At 54.8% G+C, this 19,691-nt stretch carries 15 protein-coding genes; 12 read left to right on the plus strand and 3 right to left on the minus strand.

Features of this window, described 5'->3' with window-relative positions:
* Positions 1-46 precede the first annotated feature (46 nt).
* Positions 47-952 (plus strand): fumarylacetoacetate hydrolase family protein, encoded by a 906-nt coding sequence (locus tag G6R38_RS03740; protein WP_166820319.1) that lies wholly within the window; start codon positions 47-49, stop codon positions 950-952.
* Positions 953-1,093: 141 nt separating this feature from the next.
* Entirely contained in the window at positions 1,094-1,891 is a 798-nt protein-coding gene (gene map / locus G6R38_RS03745) for a type I methionyl aminopeptidase (protein WP_166821064.1), read from the plus strand.
* Between the two features lie 18 nt (positions 1,892-1,909).
* Here the strand turns inward: map and G6R38_RS03750 are convergent, their stop codons facing one another.
* Complete coding sequence (locus G6R38_RS03750; protein WP_166820320.1) at positions 1,910-4,300, minus strand: MMPL family transporter; 2,391 nt, start codon at positions 4,298-4,300, stop codon at positions 1,910-1,912.
* Positions 4,301-4,938: 638 nt separating this feature from the next.
* Here G6R38_RS03750 and G6R38_RS03755 point away from each other — a divergent pair.
* Positions 4,939-5,268 carry a hypothetical protein gene (locus tag G6R38_RS03755; protein WP_166820321.1) on the plus strand — a complete coding sequence of 110 codons (330 nt, stop codon included), beginning with the start codon at positions 4,939-4,941 and terminating at the stop codon, positions 5,266-5,268.
* A 64-nt stretch (positions 5,269-5,332) separates the two neighbouring features.
* On the opposite strand, the gene G6R38_RS03760 is transcribed toward G6R38_RS03755, so the two are convergent.
* On the minus strand, positions 5,333-6,367 hold the full coding sequence (locus G6R38_RS03760; RefSeq protein WP_166820322.1) for an MBL fold metallo-hydrolase: 1,035 nt from the start codon (positions 6,365-6,367) through the stop codon (positions 5,333-5,335).
* A 370-nt stretch (positions 6,368-6,737) separates the two neighbouring features.
* On the opposite strand from G6R38_RS03760, the gene G6R38_RS03765 reads away from it, so the two are divergent.
* Complete coding sequence (locus G6R38_RS03765) at positions 6,738-8,042, plus strand: L-fuconate dehydratase (protein ID WP_166820323.1); 1,305 nt, start codon at positions 6,738-6,740, stop codon at positions 8,040-8,042.
* A gap of 178 nt (positions 8,043-8,220) precedes the next feature.
* Positions 8,221-8,982 (plus strand): hypothetical protein, encoded by a 762-nt coding sequence (locus G6R38_RS03770; protein ID WP_166820324.1) that lies wholly within the window; start codon positions 8,221-8,223, stop codon positions 8,980-8,982.
* 204 nt (positions 8,983-9,186) lie between these two features.
* Here the strand turns inward: G6R38_RS03770 and G6R38_RS03775 are convergent, their stop codons facing one another.
* A complete protein-coding gene (locus G6R38_RS03775; RefSeq protein ID WP_206028447.1) occupies positions 9,187-10,479 on the minus strand; it encodes a radical SAM protein in 1,293 nt (430 codons plus the stop codon).
* Between the two features lie 251 nt (positions 10,480-10,730).
* On the opposite strand from G6R38_RS03775, the gene G6R38_RS03780 reads away from it, so the two are divergent.
* The 7 genes from G6R38_RS03780 (at position 10,731) to G6R38_RS03810 (ending at position 19,685) form a co-directional block, all read left to right on the plus strand.
* Complete coding sequence (locus G6R38_RS03780) at positions 10,731-12,536, plus strand: vWA domain-containing protein (RefSeq protein WP_166820325.1); 1,806 nt, start codon at positions 10,731-10,733, stop codon at positions 12,534-12,536.
* A gap of 198 nt (positions 12,537-12,734) precedes the next feature.
* Positions 12,735-13,076: an aspartate 1-decarboxylase gene (locus G6R38_RS03785; RefSeq protein WP_166820326.1), complete on the plus strand. Its 342-nt coding sequence runs from the start codon at positions 12,735-12,737 to the stop codon at positions 13,074-13,076.
* Positions 13,077-13,239: 163 nt separating this feature from the next.
* A complete protein-coding gene (locus G6R38_RS03790) occupies positions 13,240-15,381 on the plus strand; it encodes a serine/threonine-protein kinase (RefSeq protein WP_166820327.1) in 2,142 nt (713 codons plus the stop codon).
* 174 nt (positions 15,382-15,555) lie between these two features.
* On the plus strand, positions 15,556-15,822 hold the full coding sequence (locus G6R38_RS03795) for a hypothetical protein (RefSeq protein WP_166820328.1): 267 nt from the start codon (positions 15,556-15,558) through the stop codon (positions 15,820-15,822).
* 203 nt (positions 15,823-16,025) lie between these two features.
* Positions 16,026-16,295 carry a 30S ribosomal protein S15 gene (gene rpsO / locus G6R38_RS03800; protein ID WP_166820329.1) on the plus strand — a complete coding sequence of 90 codons (270 nt, stop codon included), beginning with the start codon at positions 16,026-16,028 and terminating at the stop codon, positions 16,293-16,295.
* Positions 16,296-16,656: 361 nt separating this feature from the next.
* The gene (gene pnp / locus G6R38_RS03805; RefSeq protein ID WP_240928056.1) at positions 16,657-18,777 is read left to right on the plus strand and encodes a polyribonucleotide nucleotidyltransferase; all 2,121 of its coding nucleotides are present in this window, start codon (positions 16,657-16,659) and stop codon (positions 18,775-18,777) included.
* A gap of 173 nt (positions 18,778-18,950) precedes the next feature.
* Positions 18,951-19,685: a sensor histidine kinase gene (locus tag G6R38_RS03810; protein ID WP_166820331.1), complete on the plus strand. Its 735-nt coding sequence runs from the start codon at positions 18,951-18,953 to the stop codon at positions 19,683-19,685.
* Positions 19,686-19,691: the final 6 nt, after the last annotated feature.

The following is a 19,691-nucleotide window of genomic DNA, read 5'->3' on the forward strand; positions in this document are numbered from 1 at the left end:
TCGCGTATTGAAACTACTTGCCATTGCCTCCAAGCCGAGACCCGCCATGCGTCTTTGTCGATTCGAGTACGAAAACAGCATTCAAATTGGATTTTATCAAGACGACACCGTCGTTCCTCTGAAGTCGATTGATTCCACTCTCACCGCGAACGATTCGGTCCTGCCGTTCCTACCACACGGTGAGTTCGGCGAACAAACCCAGTCCGCCGCCGAAAAGATGGACGCAGGAACCAGTGTTTCCGTCGATGATGTCAAGCTGTTGGTGCCGATTCCGAATCCCTCGAAATTGATGTTGCTGGCCGGGAACTACTCCAAGCACATCGAAGAGGGCGGTGGCAAAGCCGAAGAACGGGCGAAGACTTTTCCGTACGTCTTCATGAAGCCACCGTTGACGACGCTAACGAACCCGAACGATCCCATCCAAATTCCCGCCGTCTCGCCGAACCATGTCGACTGGGAACTCGAATTGGGCATTGTCATCGGTCGCGAATGCAAAGGCGTTTCCGAAGGTGAAGCGTTGAATTACGTCGCGGGATACACCGTGATCAACGACATCTCCGATCGAAAATTCAAACCGAATCCCAATCGTGCTGATCGGGAGAAAGATTCCTTCTTTGACTGGCTGCACGGCAAATGGCACGACACCTTCTGCCCGATGGGCCCCTGTGTGACCTCAGCCAACACCATCACCGACCCACAAGGTCTGAAGCTTGATCTTCGCGTCAACGGTGAGACCGAACAAGACGCCAACACCTCCGACATGGTCTTTCCCGTCGCAGCAATCGTGGAATTCATTTCCAGCTTCGTGACGTTGGCCCCCGGTGATGTCATCTCGACCGGCACTCCAGACGGTGTGGGCTTCCCGAAAGGAAAATTCCTCAAAGCCGGTGATACCGTCGAAGCGGAAATCGCGGGCATCGGAATCTTGAAGAACCCCGTCCAAGGACCGTAAACCGTTGGACAAATCCTCGTTTTGAATCGAAATAACCAGTGCCGTGAACAACGGCGGTTGATCTCGATCGGCAAACTCGAAACAATACGTCTTCGCCATTCGGCTTCGGTCGATCGAGACAAAATTTCAGCTTGGGATTCTATCGTGTTGAATAAAAAGCCCCCCATTTACAACGAACGTGATCGTCAATCACTGCGAACGGCTGCAAAGTTCAACGCGCAATTAATGGACCATCTTCGGCAGTACGTCGAGCCCGGTGTGACGACCAACGATCTTGATCGCTTGGCGAACGAGTACACGCTCAGTCACGGGCATACGCCGGCGTGCCTGGGTTATCGCGGATACCCAAAGACGATCTGCACCAGCGTCAATGACGTTGTTTGCCACGGAATTCCCAACGATATCCCGCTCCAAGATGGCGACATCGTCAACGTGGATATCACCACAATTGTCGATGGTTGGCACGGGGATCAATCGGAAACGTTCCTCATTGGCGAAGTCTCCTCGGAAGCCAAAGCCCTTGTGCAAACGACTTTCGACTCGCTTTGGAAGGGCATCCATGCCATCAAACCGGGGGGACGCGTTGTGGATATCGGTCGGGCGATTTACCACTTCGCTCGTGCCAAGGGCTACGAAATCGTCCGCGAATACCAAGGACACGGAATTGGCCGCGCATTCCACCAGGAACCGGGTGTGCCGCACTTTCCCGATGCAAAACTTGGCCGACAGATCATCAAGCCGGGGATGTGCTTCACGATTGAACCAATGTTGAACATTGGCGGATATCGCACGAGCCTCGATCGGACCGATGGCTGGACGGTTCGCACGGTCGATGGCGGTTTGTCCGCGCAATTCGAGCACACCATTCTCATGACGCAGGACGGCCCGGAAGTCTTGACGGTTACAGAATCCGGCCCGCAAGAAGGTCATATCTTCTAGGACGCGATTAGCGAGCAATCAACCGGCCGAGTCCGTTCCGGCGTATTCGGTCCGCGGCTCCTTGTCGATCTGGTCCGATGGTCCATTGTGACGCAGATCGTCTGTGTCGTTTGAGTTGGTATTCAGCATTCGCATCCAACTGGGGATGAAGAATGGGCGAATCAGTGTGGTGGTGATGATCATTCCCACCACCATCGCCAATCCCAACTGTTGTAATCCCAGCACGTCACTGGCAAACATCGACAGCGAACAGACAATCATCGCCAACCCGCCGAGAAACACGCCTTCACTCTCTTCGGAAGGCGAATGCGGGCCAGTCGTGAGAAAACTGCGTACCAGAACCAAGTTGCCGGGAAACACCACCGCGAACAAGATCGTGAACGAAAGTGTGACCACCTGCCAATCCAACTCATAAGGTCCACCGGCAACGACGTCACGAAGAACGACCGCACAAACGCCCATTGTTGCCAACCAGCACAGCAATCCGGAACAGACCAGAACGCACACAGCAGAAGCTCGTCGGACCGCCACCCACGAAAGACAAGCCGCGAGCAACACCGACACGATCTGCACCATCACACGGTCATGTTGATCGACGGTCTGCAAATCGTAGATTCGTGCCGTCGCCCCCAAAAAATGAACGCGTGCATCGCTTAACTCCGGCGGCAGGCAGTCATGCACCATCGATTGCAGGCGTTCAAACTCTTGGAAGCCGCTCCGCGAGAATGGATTCTCATCGACGATCACATCCAGTTTCGTGACGTGGCCGTCCCAGCGACCGTTGTCTGCAACATAATGAGACACCGCGGCCCGGTGTCGAAGCATCCGAAAAGGAACAGTCTCTTCGATCTTCCGTTCCTCTCGCAACCCGAGTGGGAACGCTAAGCTGCGAACATCTAAGATGCCGTGTGTTTCTGATGCCGAAGCCATGCACTTGGTCAAATCGGCAACAAGTTTTTTCCCGTCTACAGCGTTGAACTCAACGGTTTTGTCCTCAAGCAAAATCGTGATCGGACTCGTCGCACCTGGTGGAAAGTGTTGTTGAGCAGCCTCGGCACCGATGACACTCGGTGCGTGGATCGGAAGCACATTGAGCAGACTGTAAGTCGTACGATCGGCGTTGAAGACGGTAAGAATCGCGAACGGCAGGACGACCGCAAGCACCAGTCCACACGTCATCCAGGGGGATTGAAGTTCGAATCCACCGCCCACCGTGCCGGGGGTTTGTCGTCGAGACCGCAACCACGAACGTCGTGTGGAGAATCTCGTTCGGGATCGATTGGGCCAAAAGATCCAGTGTCTCAACACCCACATCACGCCGAATGTCAGGATGCTAGTCGTGAGCCAAGTGATGACAAGCCCCACCACCAAGACGGCCCCGACCTGCTGAAAACGACCGAAGTCGGCCAATAACAACGCCGCTGAAATGCCGACCATCGTGAGGGTAGCGATCAAGATTGGTCGCGATTCATGCCATGAAAACTTTGGCGGGGTGTTCGCCGAACGTCGTTGATGCTCGAGTTGTCTCCGATACCGAATCAAGAGCCGAAGGCAATGCTCGGCGGCCACTCCGTAGAAGACAACGGCGGCGTAACATCGAATATCCGAATACAGAAATAGCCAACCGAGTCGCGTGGTCAGCGTGAGAACCCCCAAAGCCGCATGGACGGACAGAAACACCACAAGCAACGGTATCACGACCAAGACCGGGGATTTTTGCGTCAAGATCAGCAAGATGCCCAAACCCAACAGCGACCATAATTCAATTGACCGCACACTCGATTTGTTCGCCCGGTTGATGTCCCGCGTGAAGCCGACAATGCCACTCATCTCCATCGAAAGCCCGGGCGGAATCACGCCTTTCCGGAACAAACTCAGCGGCGACGACGCCAAGGGCTCTCGCTGCGCAATGAGCTGCTCGATGTGATCAATGGCCTTGACAGTTTCTTGATCATCCAGATCGCTCTGCAATTCCACCGCGACGAGCGTGGCTTTTTCATCGTCGCTGTCCAAGAGCGGCCCGATGTATTTGTTGTTGGCGGTTCGCACATTCTTGACGACTCGCGTTCGCGTCGCCTCATCGCCCGGAACAGTCAATGCTTCCAAAGCCGGTTGTAGCGTGTCTTCGACGAAGACACGGTCCGCCGGTCGCAACCCACCTTGTCGCCCCGTTCGACGCAGCACAATGAACAAACTGTTGCTCATCAAGTCGCTAGAAAACGCCTGTTTGTAGAGCGTTTCTGCTTGCTGACTCGGCAAACTCGCTGGCAAAGAGGTTTCGATTCCCCGGTCGTTATCGATCGACCACCACGAAAAACTCTCGATCACCAGCGACAGGGAAATCGCTAACACGCCCCCGATGAACGCATATCGCCAGCGATCAGCGACCTCCAAAGGATTTGCGTTCATAAACTGTTCGCGTTCACAAATTGAGTTCTCACAACGTCACCATGTCCGAGTGGCCAAGACTCGTGGCTAGGTGAAGCCACATCGAGTGGCCCGCAACGACGTGAGACAAGCATTTCCGGCGATACAACCAATCGGAAGTTGGTCGGCCAGTTGTTTCATTTGACACCAAACCACGTTATCTCCGGAAATTGACTCCGTCAAGAAGCGATCGGGCAGCCAAACGGCAATTCCTCAATTGAACATTCCGACAGAGCCAGCGTTACAAGTCACCTTTCCTGTAGCGGAACCTCGCATCTCGAGGCCGTTCACTTTTGATCGAAGTAGCCTCCGTCTTGTCGTGACCTGGAAACAAGCGACTTCTTCAGCTTCCCGGCGGACGGCAACTAGGAATTGAGTCTAGGGATTGGGCAGCACCTGCTGGATCAATCAGCAACCGCGGATATCACTCGGTCCCGCCTACAGGCTCCTGAAAAAATATTCATCACGCAAAGTCGTCTGTTGAATACAGTTTTCTCCGTCATTTGCCACGTCCCGCGAAAACCAACCCTATGAAAACCAACGAAAGTCGGATTATTGGCACGCAAGATGCATTCACACCGACAACCATCGGTTCTTTTGAGAGGAAAAGGGGCGGGCGAATGAAAAAAGTCGAATGTGTCTTCCCGACCCATCATCTACAACAACTGCACGATGTCCTGGTGTACGACGCTTGGCAGTCGGCATCGGTCCTGAATGTTTACGATGGAAACGCCGCGGATTTCAAGGAACTCGGCCAGAGTCAGGCATTCCCGACGAAATGCCGATTTGAACTGTTGGTCGACGACAACGACATCGAAGAGCTGACTCAAACGTTTCAAGGGCTAACGTCGGCCGAAGAGACGATTGAGTTTCTTGTGACCGATGTCGATTCCAGCCGCGTGATTGTCCCGATGCCCACGATCGACCGGAACGATACGCGAAGCGTCTAGGTTGCCCGACGCCGCACATCTTTTCTCTGCGGATGCCCCCGAACGCGACCGACTAGATTCCGGTCTATAGCCAATACAACTCGCCATCCGCCGCGAATCCGTAATCTACGTTGCCAGACGTCACATGCTGACACAGGATGTCGTAACTCTCCTCGCGGAATGACTCCAAATCTTCGTCCGATCGTTTGGGGTCATGATGGACGACCCGGATTTTTCGCGGTAGCCGTTTCGTTCGGACGAGGTAGGGAAACAACAATTCCGGCGTCGCATGTCCCCATCCCACTCGCGACATGCGATTCTCACTCCGTTGTCCGATGGCCATTTGCCCTTCGTATTCGGCGTGTCGGTACTGCATATCCGTGAGAAGCAACCCGGCACCATCGAAGAATTCGACCACGGCCGGATCGATCTCGGGCGACGGTTCATAATCGGTCGCCAACACCACCGGATCGCTCTGTGGGAAATCGAAACGATACCCCACGCAGCCACCGGGATGCGATAGCATGACCGACCGAATCGTGACGTCATCAATTTGTAGGGTGTCGCCGGGCTGGAATTCCTCGTGCTCGCGGGTGGCCCCGGTCTGGTCCAGAATATCCAGCGTCACCGGCCAATAACTCTTACAGAACTCCGCCTCAAGCACGTCCATCATGCAGGGATCGAGCGGACAACTGGACGTCGGTGAGGGACTCTCCGTGGGCAATCCTCGCACAGCGGTCACCGACTGAAGTCGCGGACTGTAGAACCGCAACGTCGTTCCCTTCTGGAACATCAACGCGTTCGCCCGCAAACCTTCAATGTGGTCTTCATGATAGTGGGTTTGCAGAAGATGAATGATCGGCCGTTCGACACGTTCCGCCTTCAACATATCAATGATAAACTCAGAGATAGGCTCGATTCCCAACCCTTGATCGACCACAATCCACGTATCGCGATGTCTCAGAAAATACGACGATGTCCGACTGCCGTACTTCTGACGCGAAAACGGGACATAGCGAACTTGATGAGGAGAGTCGGCATCAAAGACAGGACGGTTCTCCGTGGGAGCTGCGAAACTCCCGGAACAACCTCCCACCAAAAGAAGCGTGTCGCTAAGCATCGAGAGTCTCTAAAACCTAGGAAAACCAGTCGAGTTTGTGCGAAGTCTTCGTGAGATGTCGAAGCAACACGTCGGGGGTCATGCCGATCATCTGTTCGAGTCAGAACCATCAATCGACACAGCTTATTAACGATCCATGCGGTTCGCCACGACTCAATGCGGTGAAACATTGGCACGGCCATAAAGATCGATGCGGGCCGATATGGTACATTACCGCCTGCGTCCTGCCAACGGATATTCAGTGGATACGTATGTGCGAAAACGCGGCTTCTGTTGAACCAGCGGTCAAAACTTAGCAAATTGTGTCTTCATCTGAGACGCTACCAACTCTTCGAATTCGCACTCCAGTCGCTCCATAGGTCTAATTTCCATGACAACGATTACCAAATTGACGGCCAAAGACATCCGTTTTCCGACTTCGAAGAGTCTCGCCGGATCGGATGCGATGAATCTCGATCCCGATTATTCCGCCGCCTACGTGATTCTAGAAACCGACAGCGACGGTCTTGAAGGTCACGGGATGACATTCACGATCGGCCGAGGCAACGAATTGTGTGTCCAGGCCATCGAAGCACTTGGTCCGTTGGTGGTGGGGACGACACTTGAGGAATTCCGTGCCAACCGTGCGGATTATTGGCGGCGTGTTACTGGTGATAGCCAACTCCGTTGGGTCGGGCCGGAGAAGGGCGTCATCCATTTGGCGACGGCCGCGGTCATCAATGCGATGTGGGATCTCGATGCCAAAGCCGCCGGTAAACCGTTGTGGCGGATGGTTTGTGATTTCTCACCGGAAGAATTCGTCGATGCCATCGATTTCCGCTACCTCACCGACGCTATCACCCGAGAATCCGCCTTGGACCACCTGCGGAAACTTGCGGAGACCAAAGCGGACCGAATTGCGGTGCTTGAAGACGAAGGGTACCCATCTTACACAACCTCCGCTGGCTGGTTGGGTTACAGTGATGACCAACTCCGATCGCTCTGCCGGGAGATGCTCTCACGTGGTTGGGAACGCTTCAAAATCAAAGTGGGGCGTGATCTGCAAGATGATATCCGTCGATGCCGAATCATTCGTGAGGAGATCGGCCCCGATCGCAATTTAATGATGGACGCCAACCAGGTCTGGGATGTTCCGCAGGCCATCGAACACATGCGAGAACTTGCGGAGTTCAATCCCTGGTTTATCGAAGAACCGACCAGCCCCGACGATGTTCTCGGTCATGCGGCGATCGCAAAGGCCATCGCCCCCATTCGTGTTGCCACCGGCGAACATTGTCATAACCGTGTGATGTTCAAGCAGTTCCTGCAAGCTGGGGGAATGCAAGTCTGCCAGATCGACAGTTGCCGTCTGGGTGGCGTCAACGAAGTTCTCGCGGTGCTCCTGCTAGCGGCCCACTTCGATGTCCCCGTGTATCCGCACGCGGGTGGCGTTGGGCTGTGTGAGTATGTCCAGCATCTTTCGATGATCGATTACGTGTGCGTCAGCGGAAGCACGGAAGATCGGGCCACCGAATACGCCGATCACCTGCACGAACACTTCTTTGACCCAGTCGTCATGAAAAACGGACGATATCAAGCCCCGACTGCACCGGGCTATAGCATCACCATGAAGCCGGAATCACTGGCGGATTACGATTTTCCAACCGGATCAGCTTGGGCACACCAGGGGAATTGAAGCAGGCGGTTCTGAAATCTTTCCTATCTTTCCCAAATGATTTCAGTTTTGGTGTCGGGTGAAATCCCTGATTTTGCCATAATACGGTTAGCTGGGTTTCAATAAGTGTTGATCCCCGGGCTAACGTTCAAAATCGCTACCATGATGGTCGGTTGACCGGGAAGAGGACACCACAACCATGAAACGCATTGCACTGACATTATTGGCGATCGGAATGCTCGCGGGAGCGACCAACCTGACTCGCCCCGCATATAGTGATTACGATGATGACGACGGTCCACGATATCGCGGACCGCGAATTTACGATGTGGACGACGATGACGGTATCGTGATTCGACGCCGTGGTTATGTGCCACGAGGATACGTGGTCCCGCCACGGTATCCGTCCCGCAGCTACATTGTGCCGCGTCGGGAAACGTACATCGTTCCGCAATCGCGAGTGGTGCCAAGCCAACCGAGTTACGTTCCGCCACCACCGCCCGTGATTGACAACAGTTACGATTACAATGACTACTCCGCACCGCGAACCGTGGTTCCCCCGCCGGAACCAGATGACGTGTTCTCAGGGCCATCGCTGTCGCCGCCACCGGTTCGTCAGGACGCTTACAATCCACCTGCGTTGCCGCCGGCTTCCATCAACGAACCTGTGATCACGCAACCATACCGAGCGGGACAATGTGTCTCGACTCCGATGCAGTGCTTCCCCCGAGTGAAGGTGAAAGACCGAAAAGACATTCACCCCGCCGCCGTGCCGACCAACGTCGCCATCGCGAACCCGTTGGGACCAGGTTTGGTGTTCGTCAAGGTCTTCGTGCCACCGTTCCCACCGGAGAAGCAGGAAGTCAAAGACCGTGGCCGCAAAGTGAAATTGGAATTCGATGACTACAAAGTCGAAGTCGAATCCAAAGACGGCTACATCGAAGTCGACTACGACGACTAAGGCCACACTGTGGCCTTTTGGGTCCGTGGTGGGTGCGTCAACGACTACGATGACCTACTTCCACGAGACCGGCCCCGATTTGAGTAACAAAGAAAGCCCGCCGAAACCAATCGGCGGGCTTTCCTGTTGTATGCGGTGGTAATGCGTCTGAACTATCGCCGTTGTTTGGCTTATCCCAAAAGCGCTACTGGTTCTTGGTCGTACCTATTGCAAGATCGGCAATGCCGGATCGGAATTGGCTTCCGGTTCGGAACCATTCGCCGCCAACACGCCAGGAGCTGCCGTCGTGCTGTGATCCTGATCGCGGTAAACGCCGAAGTCGTTGAACCAGAAGCGTTTGGCCAATCGGTACCAGATGTTCTTCTCCGGGATTTCGTTGCCGGGATTGAATTGCGATGTGCGAACTTTCATGGCGTCTAACTCGGCGAGTGCGGTGCCGCGTGCGGTGGCGTCGGGGGCGGAATGTTCCTCGACCAGTTGCTTCAGCAGATCGGGCCGTTCGAGCACAATGCAGCCGCGTGTCGTCTCCCGCGAGAGTTTGCGGAAGCCGTTGAGGTACGGTGAATTAAATTTCTCGGCGAGCGTTTTCGATTCGTCATGGATGTTGTCGGTCGCGAATTGCACGATCGGGCAGGGTTCGATTCCGCCCCAGGGATTGATGTGGTTCGTGATCCCCGTCGCCGCCGGACACAGGGCTTCACCATTGCCGTCGAAGTAGGCGTCGATAATCACAATCGGCTTCTTCGCCCGCATCTCGACGACAAACTTCCGCGCCCGCAATTGCTGCTCCGGCGTGAGACACAATTCCGGCGAGGCATCCGGTCCCATCGGACGATAGATGTGGAACCACGTGTAGAACACACCCATTTCGATGAGCTTGTCGACCCACTCTTCGGTGAGCAAGTCGTCGATATTCGTCTGACACACGCTCGTGCACACGCCGGTGAAGACGCCCGCCTCCAAGCAATTGTGGACGCCTTGCATCGTTTTGCTGAAGACGTCTTTGCGGCCACGACGTTCATCGGAGATGATTTCGTTGCCTTCCACGCTGATCAACGGCGTGACGTTGCCGAGCTTGTGAAGTTGCTTCGCTTTCTCCGGCGTGATGAACTGCCCGTTGGTGAAGACTTGAAAGTAGCACTCCGGATGGGCTTCGAAAATCTCCAGCAACTGCGGATGCATGAACGGTTCGCCACCGACGATGCCGAAGAATACGTTGCCCATCGCTTTCGCTTCATTGATGAGCTTGTTCATGGCCTCCAAGTCGATCGTCTGCTGCTTGGCGGCCACATCGACCCAACACCCCTGACACCGCAAATTGCAGGAGTTGATCACCGACACATACAGAAACGGCGGAAAGTAATTGCCTTGCTTCAAACGTTTCTTGTGCAACCGCACGCTGCGTGTGCCCTTCACGCCCATTGTCCAGGCGGCTTTGAACAGCAATCGTTTGTCGGCTTCAAACAAGGCCCGCTTGGCCATCTTGAGCAAATACATGGGGGAAGGCTTCCGATCGCGTGGTCTATTGAACCCGTTGAAACACTCGTGTTCGTGTGCCACTGGCGTCTCGCCAGTGCGATCAACCACAACGGTTCGCCGAAAGCACGGCTGACACAGCCGTAGCACACATTTTCAACGGGCGGCTACTTCGGGATGACAACGACTCCATCGTAAGCAATCACCTGCTGGGAAGAAACAGTGTCACCGGTTATGCTGAGCAGAATCGAACCAGAACGGGAACTCACTGCATGTCGTTTGCCAACCCTTGGGGATTACTCGCGTTGCTGGCGATGCCAGCGATTGTGGCGATTCATATGTACCATCGCCGCTTTCCACCGATCGTAGTCGCGGGCGTGCACTTGTGGGGTGTTCAACATGAGATGCGGTCAGTCGGTCGCAAACGAGAACGTCTACCGATCACACCATCATTGCTGCTTGAACTCCTGGCAGCGTTTCTGATTGCCATGATCCTGTCGCAACCGCGTTTCGGGGAACTCGGACGCGCGACGCACTTGGTTGTGGTTCTCGACAATTCCGCTTCGATGCAAGCCGAGCCGAATCGGAACACCTCGTTCCGTGACCTCGCAGCGACGAAATTGCTGGAGCGGTTGGATGAATTGAACCGTGGAAGTCGTGTAACCGCACTGATCACCGGCAACCGACCGGAAACGTTGATCGGCCCGTTGGCCAGTGTCGACGAAGCTCGCGAACAGATTTCCGAGTGGCAACCGACGGCCTCGATTCATGAATTCAGCTCTGCCTGGGACCAAGCCGCACAATTTGCGGGTGATTCCGGGGACATGCTGTTTTTGACGGACCACTTACCGACGGACGCAACACCGCTCCCTCGACGCATGGAAACCTGGGCCGTTGGCGAGCGATTACCGAATGTGGCGATTCTCGCGGCTCGTTGGCAGATTGATCCCGACTCAGCGGATAACGAAATCTACTTACGATTCGTTAACTACAACACAAACACGGCCGTTGTATCTGTGCAGGGCCGAGCAGGGGAGCAGCCCATTTTTGAACAGGATTTGACCATCGCTCCCGGTGCCGAAACGCCGCTGTTGGTTCCTGTTCCGTCAGGCCTCGGCATCATGACCATTGATCTCTCAACGCCCCAAGACGGTTTGGCGATCGACAACGCTGTGACCCTGATTGAACCCCGCGAACGGCCAGTGAAGATCGCCGTCGATCTGGCGGCTGATCCAACGACGCAAGCCGCCGTGAACAAGGCAATCGAAGCAATCCCGGACATCGAACAAGTGTCGGCGGATGACGCCGATCTCGTCATCACATCACCGAATCCGCTGCCACGATCCGACCGAGAATTGTGGTGGTTGGGAATCGGTCCGCTCAGCCGAACGGACGAAGCGAAGGAAGCGGCGGTGGATCTCGGTGGGCCGTACATTCTCGAAAAACGCCATCCACTCTTGGAAGGCTTGGAGTTGGGGAACTTGGTTTGGGGTGGGGTTCAGGAGATCGGTTTGAACGTCAATCCGCTGATCACCGCCGACCAACTTCCATTGCTCGGTCAACTTGAAGGCACTCGTACGACGGCGTTTCTGTTGAACATCGATCTGAGCCGATCGCAGCTCAGCGAGAGCGAAAACTGGCCGATCCTGCTCAGCAACCTGATCGAACTTCGCCGGGACGATCTGCCGGGACTCCGGCGTTGGAATTACCGCGTCGGTGAGATCATCCGATTTCGTTGGCCGTTATCCGAGAGCGATACGGACCTGCAATTGGTCAGTGAGCAATCCGAACGGGAGTTGGCACGTGACCTCTATGGAATCGTCGAAATCGGCGGGCTCGACCAACCGGGTGTCTACGAGATCTTCGATGGCGAGAAACTGTTGGACCGCTTCGCCGTCAACTTTCATGACCCACGTGAATCCGTACTGACGGCACTGAACGACGGTGTCATCGAACCGCAGTCCACCGAAACCGCCAATGACTTCCGCTTCGATAACCCATATTCCTGGCTGATCTTACTGGCACTCGCAGTCGTTATGGTCGCAGCACTTGCAGACTGGCGGGTTGTCAAAGCGTAACGAGTTGTCAGCCGGGGCACACCAGTTAAACGCGACGAGGTTTTTACCGAACCGATGTGTCAGACTCGGTCTCGGCAATGGCATACGGTTCCCTTTTTCGCCTATCTCGCTACGATTCACGGTGTCTCGGCTTGAATGAACCGAAAGTTCACTGCAGTGTTTTAGTGAGGGATGCCAATCTCTCGGAGTTTGATACGAATGAAGTGGTTTTTGTCTTCCAAGATACATCATGCGACCGTTACGCAAGCGGATGTGGAATATATCGGCAGCATTACGATTGATTCCTCGCTGATGGAGCGAGTCGGTTTGGAACCCGGCGAAAAGGTCATGGTCGCAGCGTTGGAGTCCGGGGCACGGCTGGAAACCTACGTTCTCGAAGGGGAACCCGACAGCGGCGTGATTTGCATGAACGGCCCGGCGGCACGACAGATTCAAGCAGGCGACCACATCATCATTTTCGGCTACACACTCTCCGAAACCCCAATCGAGCCGAAAGCCATCTTGGTGGATGGAGAGAACCATTTCGTGAAGTGGTTGTAATTCGGGCGTGGTTCGCTTGATGCAACGAACGCCTCTGGAATGAAGGAGTATTCACACAGGTTTTGCGTGACAGGCATACAGATCGTCGCTACGATCAGAAGAGGTTGCTAAGATCACTTCTTCCCTCCTGTTTCTATGGGCCAACATGCCGGGAGGTCGTCAGATGCCGAAACCATCATCGAAACCAGACTCAATTTCACCTTCATGTGCTCAAGCTCTGCGAGAGTATCGGACTCGTTTGGCCGCCGGCGAGCGGATTCCGATTGAAGATTTCCTCGCCGAACACCCCACGATCGCGTCCGAGTTGCGGGCAGCGCTGAAGGACTTCACCAAACCCTCTGCTTCTGCCAAACGACGACCTCGGCGACACGAGCGAGAAACCCATTCCACCGGGCCTTTGGAATCAGAAACCGGAGAACAACCTCCTATGCCATCGGCTGGTCAAGTCAATGAACTGTCGTTGCCCCTGGAGTTCGGTCGGTACCGTATCGAGAAGCAACTCGGACGCGGAGCGATGGGTGCCGTATATCTCGCTCACGATAAGCAACTCGACCGTCCCGTTGCACTCAAGACACCAACGCTCACGACGAACAAGAACGGTCGACAACGGATCGAACGCTTCGAACGTGAAGCCCGCGCTGCTGCCCGACTGAACCATGAGTTCATCTGCACGATCTACGATGTCGGTGAGATCGACAAGGTGAATTTCATTGCGATGGAATTCGTCGACGGCAAACCGCTTTCGGAACTTGTCGGTACTCCCTGGCCGGAACGTCGCGCCGTATTGATGGTGCGTCGGCTCGCATTGGCGATGGATCACGCCCACGCAGCCGATGTCGTTCACCGCGATCTCAAACCCGCCAACATCATGATCGATCGGCAAAAGCGACCGAAAATCATGGACTTCGGTTTAGCGCGGCAAGTCGATAGCGATGACGAGGAAAGCCGAATGACCCAGGAAGGGGCAATCCTTGGCACTCCGGCGTATATGTCCCCTGAGCAAGTCTTGGGAGACCTCGATACCGGCCCTCCCGCCGACATCTACGCCCTTGGCATCATCCTATACGAATTGTTGACCGGCAACGTCCCGTTCCGTGGTGGTACAACGGTCGTGCTTGGGCAAATCCTCGGTGCGGAAACTCCACACCTACGCCAAGCACTCGCAGAAATTGATCCCGAATTGGACGCCATCTGCGCCCGTGCAATGGCGAAGAAACCGGAAGACCGCTTCCGCTCGATGAAAGAGTTTGCTCAACAACTCACAGAGTTCTTGCAAGGGAAGTCGACAGCAGGATCACAGTCAAATGCCGATCCCGTTGCGCCACCATCTGAACTTCCCCCCACATTAGATTTCGACACGCAAACGCCGCCAGTTGCCTCTCCGCCTCCACTGCAGTTTGCCACGGATCCTCCGGTCACGGTATCCGAACCCGCGTCCGCCGCGGTTGGTGGCAGTAGTTTGTTTGCCGTCGCTCCGACACCGACTCGGGCATCCGCGAAAAAGAAGGACTACTCCAACGCCGGGCTGATCACGCTGAGTCTCGGATTCGTCAGCCTCGTGGCGTTGCTGATCGGTGGAGCAATCTTTCTTTCACAATCGCCAGCGGAATCAGTCGAAACCGAGGCGGTCGCCGCTGACTCTCCGAAATCGCAACGCTCGACGAAGAAAGCCAAACCCGTCGAAAATCAGCCACCCGCTGAGCCCGAGCCCGAAAACATCGAAGTTGTCGAAGCCCCCGAAACAGGAGAGTCACCGACAAACGACGAAACCAATGCGACGGTCGCCAGTACACAATCACCGTCGACAAGCCCACCAACGAGTCCTGCACCAATCACGATGGGAAATCGCGGAACAAGGGGGCCAACCATCATCAACCGACCGGCAAACCGCAATCGGAATGGGAGTGGCGGTTTTGGGCAAGGTGGTTTCGCGGGTGCTGGAAGTGGGGGACTAGTTAGCCCATCGAACGCGACAGAGCCGGCGGAACCATCCAAAGACGAGCCGGAACAAACAGACAACGAGCCGAAGAAACCCCGCGATCTGATCGAGGAAAAAAATCAGGCTCGAATTTCTCTCAACAAGACCACCGATCGGCGAAACTTCGATGATTGGTACAAGCTGCTCGAAGGGCAGTATTCCGATGCTGGTGGCGACCCACGCGAGGGAACCTATCAGTTCTTGCTGGTGAATGGTCAACGTTACGAGGCCGACGGTCTGGCCGAGGCCGCCAAATTCATGGCAACGAAAATACCGGTCAAGAACAGTTCGAGCCGGTATCGAGTTTGGTATCAACCAGCCAAATAGGGAATAACCTCTAACGACGCAAAGGACTTGCAGCAAACGACAGAGTTTCGACTCTGGGAATCAACTTGTTTTTCGATTAATCCACCGACCAACTCTGCCGATGATAATTCGCGGCGGTGGCTCCGCAAAATCACGAATCCCACCATCACTGAACTTTCGTCTCGAAGGAGAGTCATGGCAGACCATTCCGAACACCAAAAAAAAATCATCAAACGCTACTATGACAATCGCGATGACATCGACCAAGAACGACTCAGTGAAATGGTGACCAACCTCTACCTGTCGGATTCCGCGAAGCAAAAGGATCGCATCTGGCAACGTGCCGAGGAAACAATGCTCCGTCTGGGAGTCCCGGAAAGTCGAGTTGCCCACATCCTCGCCGAGAAAAATCCAGCCATTCTCGCGGAGGTCGTTGCTGATCTCCAATCCGGAAAAATCTGATTCAGGACAGCACCGCGATCCGCTCCAAATCCCGTCTTGACTCGCGTCAACGGGATTTTTTTGCGTCCGGACAATCTCGGACCGCTTGACTGTTGATTTCTGCACCGAGCTTGTTAGAGTAGCCGTCTTGAAATTCAGTTCAGAACAATTGGACTGCGCAAACAAAAACGCGTGGTCATCTGTGTATGGAGTCGGTCGTTACGATGTCTGTGACCAAAGAGCGGAAATCAGAAATTGTTGAAGAATACCGACGTTCGGACAACGACGTCGGTTCACCGGAAGTCCAAATCGCGGTCGCCACAGAGCGAATCGCCAACCTGACGACTCACCTCCGGGAAAACCCCAAAGATTACGCAAGCCAACGTGGCTTGATGCAACTCGTGAGTCGTCGCAAGAAATTGCTCCGTTACTTGGCTGACAACACGCCAGAACGGTACCGTGAGATTCTCAAGCGGTTGAACCTCCGGAAGTAGTCATTCGCGGGTTAACTTACTCGCGATGTGTCTGTTGGTTGTTGAAGAAATAGTCGTCATTAATCGTTGAAGTGAACGTCGAAGGCTGGTGCTTTCGATGGTTGGATTGGAATAACAAGAGTATTTCGCAGATTGACGGGCGACAAACCAAATGGTCGCCCTGTTGTCAGACGCGGTAAGACACCCACACTAATCGAAGTTAATCTCTTGGCGCTGCGGTTGTCCACAACTGCAGCGTATTCGTAAATTTCGTCATGTCTTCCCGCCGCGTCCCCTCAAATGCGATGTTCTTTCGCTGGTCGCTTCCCCTGCCAGCAGTGTCGGTGTGTCGTCAAAATTCTGAATGCTAGGATGGAAAATCGTGAGTAAAGTAACAGTTGAACGGGAAATTGGCGGCCAAAAGCTGAGTTTGACAACCGGAGATTGGGCGAAACAGGCAAGCGGGGCAGTTCGGGTTCAGTACGGGGAAACAGTTCTTTTTGTTGCCGCTCAGAGCGGGCCGGCACGTCCTGGCATCGACTTCTTCCCACTCCAAGTCGATTATCGTGAACGATTGGCCGCATCCGGTAAATTCGCCGGTGGCTTCCTCAAACGAGAAGGTCGCCCCACCACCCGTGAAATTCTCGCTGCTCGCCTCACCGACCGTCCAATTCGCCCCTTGTTCCCCGAAGGTTACAAGGACGAGCTACAAGTTCTTTGCAACGTCTTGGCCGCTGATCCCGAAAACGATCCCGATGCCTTGACGATCCTCGGTGCCAGTGCCGCCATCATGTTGTCGCCGGTTCCATTCCAGGGCCCGATTGGCGGGCTGCGGGTCGGTCTTATCGACGATGAATTCGTCGTCTTGCCGACCATTCAACAGATGAAGGAAAGCAAGCTCGACCTCATTGTTGCGGGAAGTCGGGAAAGCGTGTTGATGATCGAAGGGTTTGGGGAGGAAATCCCCGAACAACAAATGGCTGATGCCATTGCCTTCGCTCACAGTGAAATTCAAAAGCTCTGCGATCTTCAAGACGAGTTCGTCAAGAAGGTCGGCGTTGAACCCGTCGAATGGGAAGCTCCACCGGAAAACCCATTCGAAAAGATGCTCAAGAACAAAGCCTATTCGCGGATCAAGAAAGCGAAGATGGCTGGCAAAAAGCAAGAGCGTCACGGCGAAGTCGCGGAAATCCGCCAAGAGTTTATCGACGAGTTGTTCCCGGATGACGCCACCGAAACCGAAGATGGCGATTCGCTCAATGACTTCAAAGATGCGTTCTACAAATTGGAACGTCAGGCCGTTCGAGACTTGATCCTCGAAGGCAAGCGACTCGATGGTCGCAAACCAGCGGATTTGCGTCCCGTTTCTTGCGAAGTCGGCGTGCTTCCGCGAGTTCATGGGTCGGCGGTCTTTACCCGTGGTGAAACGCAATCTCTGGGCATGATCACGCTGGGCACCGCTCGCGACCAGCAACGTGTCGACGGATTGTACGAGGAGATCTCCGAGCGATTCATGTTGCACTATTACTTCCCATCGTTCTCGGTGGGCGAAGTGCGACCGATTCGTGGACCGGGCCGTCGGGAAATTGGTCACGGAATGTTGGCCCAACGTTCTGTCGAACCCATCTTGCCCACACCGGACAAGTTTCCCTACACGATCCGAGCCATTTCCGACATTCTGGAATCCAACGGGTCCAGCTCGATGGCAACCGTGTGCTCGGCGACGTTGTCGATGATGGACGCAGGCGTGCCACTTCAGCAACCGGTCGCCGGGATTTCCATCGGAATCGTGATGGAGAGTGAATCGAAATACACTCTGCTCACCGACATTATGGGTGATGAAGACCATTACGGCGATATGGACTTCAAAGTCGCCGGAACGCAACGCGGAATCACCGGTATTCAGCTCGACCTCAAGAATTCAGGGATCACCGAGGAAATCGTCCGAGCGACGTTGACGCAGGCTCGACAAGCCCGAATTCAACTGCTCAAGACAATGCTGACGACCATTCGTCGCCCACGCGGGGACATCTCCGATTTCGCTCCACGTTTGCGACAAGTCAAAATCGATCCCGAAAAGATCGGCTTGCTCATTGGACCGGGTGGGAAAACCATTCGTGCCATGCAAGAAAACAGCGGTGCCCAGATCGACATTCAGGACGACGGAACCGTCACGATCGCGGCCAACAACGGTGAATCCGCTGCCAAGGCTCTTGCGGCTATTGAAGCCATGACCGAAGAGATCAAAGTCGGTCGCATCTACGCAGGTACCGTCAGTTCCATTAAAGACTTCGGAGCGTTTATTGAAATTGCTCCGGGCAAAGATGGGCTGTGCCACATCAGTGAATTAGCCGATGGCTTCGTCAAGAACGTATCTGACGTCGTCAAAGTTGGTGACCAGATCGACGTCAAAGTCATCGCAGTTGATGAGCAAAACCGCGTCAAGCTCTCGCGAAAGGCCGTCGTCGCAGAGCAAAATAGCGATGAAGAAAGTGACGACTAGAACGCGTTTCACATAGGTGTCGTGGTCAACGACCGGTTTTCCTGCGGGAAAACATATCGTCAACCACGACACCGAATCGATCCTCGTCCTCGTCATCATTCCGTATTTTGTGATCCGCATCGGTCTCGGCTGCCGATCGTTTCAGCTGACACTCTTGCTCGCCTTGAAGAAGCATGAATGCGGATCGTTCTTTCTCCGATGACGAACGCAAGCGGTTGCAATCACAGTCGGCCGAAATTGCCACCCTCGCAGGTGGCTTGGCACACGAGATTCGCAACCCGCTCTCAACCATCAGCCTGAATTTGGAGTTGATGGCGGAAGACCTCGAGCAAACCGACGGCAGCCAACGCGACCGTCGTTTGCTCAACAAGGTCAACTTGCTCCAGCGGGAATGTCGGCAGCTTGATCAAATCCTCACTCAGTTTTTGCAGTTCGCAAGACTTGGGGAACTCCATCGAGTCGAGTCCGATTGGAACGCCATCGTTCGCGAGTTCATCGAGTCGTACCAGATGCAGGCAGACGACGCCGGTGTGGAGATCAGTCCGCATTTGGCGACAGATCTCCCCGCAGTGTGGATCGATCAAGCCCTGATCCGCCAAGCGATTCTCAACTTGGCGATCAATGCTCAACAGGCAATGCCAGACGGCGGAACGCTTGAGTTACTGACCTATGCCGATGGCGAATTTGCCTGCCTTGACGTGATCGACACGGGCGTCGGTATGCACCCCGATATGCTCGATCGCATGTTCCGTCCGTTCTTTTCGAGTCGGAAGGGAGGAAGTGGACTGGGTCTCCCGACGGTCAAACGAATTGTCGAAGCCCATGACGGGAAACTGACCTGCGAAAGCGAGGTCGGTCGCGGTACCCGGTTCCGAATCTGCATTCCCATCCTGTATTCACCGAAATAACGGGAA

Source organism: Thalassoroseus pseudoceratinae (assembly GCF_011634775.1).
Lineage (GTDB): Bacteria > Planctomycetota > Planctomycetia > Planctomycetales > Planctomycetaceae > Thalassoroseus > Thalassoroseus pseudoceratinae.

Bases quoted from the DNA above. Each gene is read 5' to 3' on its own strand.
- G6R38_RS03740 (WP_166820319.1), top strand. From the start codon at position 47: ATGCGTCTTTGTCGATTCGAGTACGAAAACAGCATTCAAATTGGATTT.
- G6R38_RS03750 (WP_166820320.1), bottom strand. From the start codon at position 4,300: ATGAACGCAAATCCTTTGGAGGTCGCTGATCGCTGGCGATATGCGTTC.
- G6R38_RS03755 (WP_166820321.1), top strand. From the start codon at position 4,939: ATGAAAAAAGTCGAATGTGTCTTCCCGACCCATCATCTACAACAACTG.
- G6R38_RS03760 (WP_166820322.1), bottom strand. From the start codon at position 6,367: ATGCTTAGCGACACGCTTCTTTTGGTGGGAGGTTGTTCCGGGAGTTTC.
- G6R38_RS03765 (WP_166820323.1), top strand. From the start codon at position 6,738: ATGACAACGATTACCAAATTGACGGCCAAAGACATCCGTTTTCCGACT.
- G6R38_RS03770 (WP_166820324.1), top strand. From the start codon at position 8,221: ATGAAACGCATTGCACTGACATTATTGGCGATCGGAATGCTCGCGGGA.
- G6R38_RS03775 (WP_206028447.1), bottom strand. From the start codon at position 10,479: ATGTATTTGCTCAAGATGGCCAAGCGGGCCTTGTTTGAAGCCGACAAA.
- G6R38_RS03780 (WP_166820325.1), top strand. From the start codon at position 10,731: ATGTCGTTTGCCAACCCTTGGGGATTACTCGCGTTGCTGGCGATGCCA.
- G6R38_RS03785 (WP_166820326.1), top strand. From the start codon at position 12,735: ATGAAGTGGTTTTTGTCTTCCAAGATACATCATGCGACCGTTACGCAA.
- G6R38_RS03790 (WP_166820327.1), top strand. From the start codon at position 13,240: ATGCCGAAACCATCATCGAAACCAGACTCAATTTCACCTTCATGTGCT.
- G6R38_RS03795 (WP_166820328.1), top strand. From the start codon at position 15,556: ATGGCAGACCATTCCGAACACCAAAAAAAAATCATCAAACGCTACTAT.
- rpsO (WP_166820329.1), top strand. From the start codon at position 16,026: ATGTCTGTGACCAAAGAGCGGAAATCAGAAATTGTTGAAGAATACCGA.
- G6R38_RS03810 (WP_166820331.1), top strand. From the start codon at position 18,951: ATGAATGCGGATCGTTCTTTCTCCGATGACGAACGCAAGCGGTTGCAA.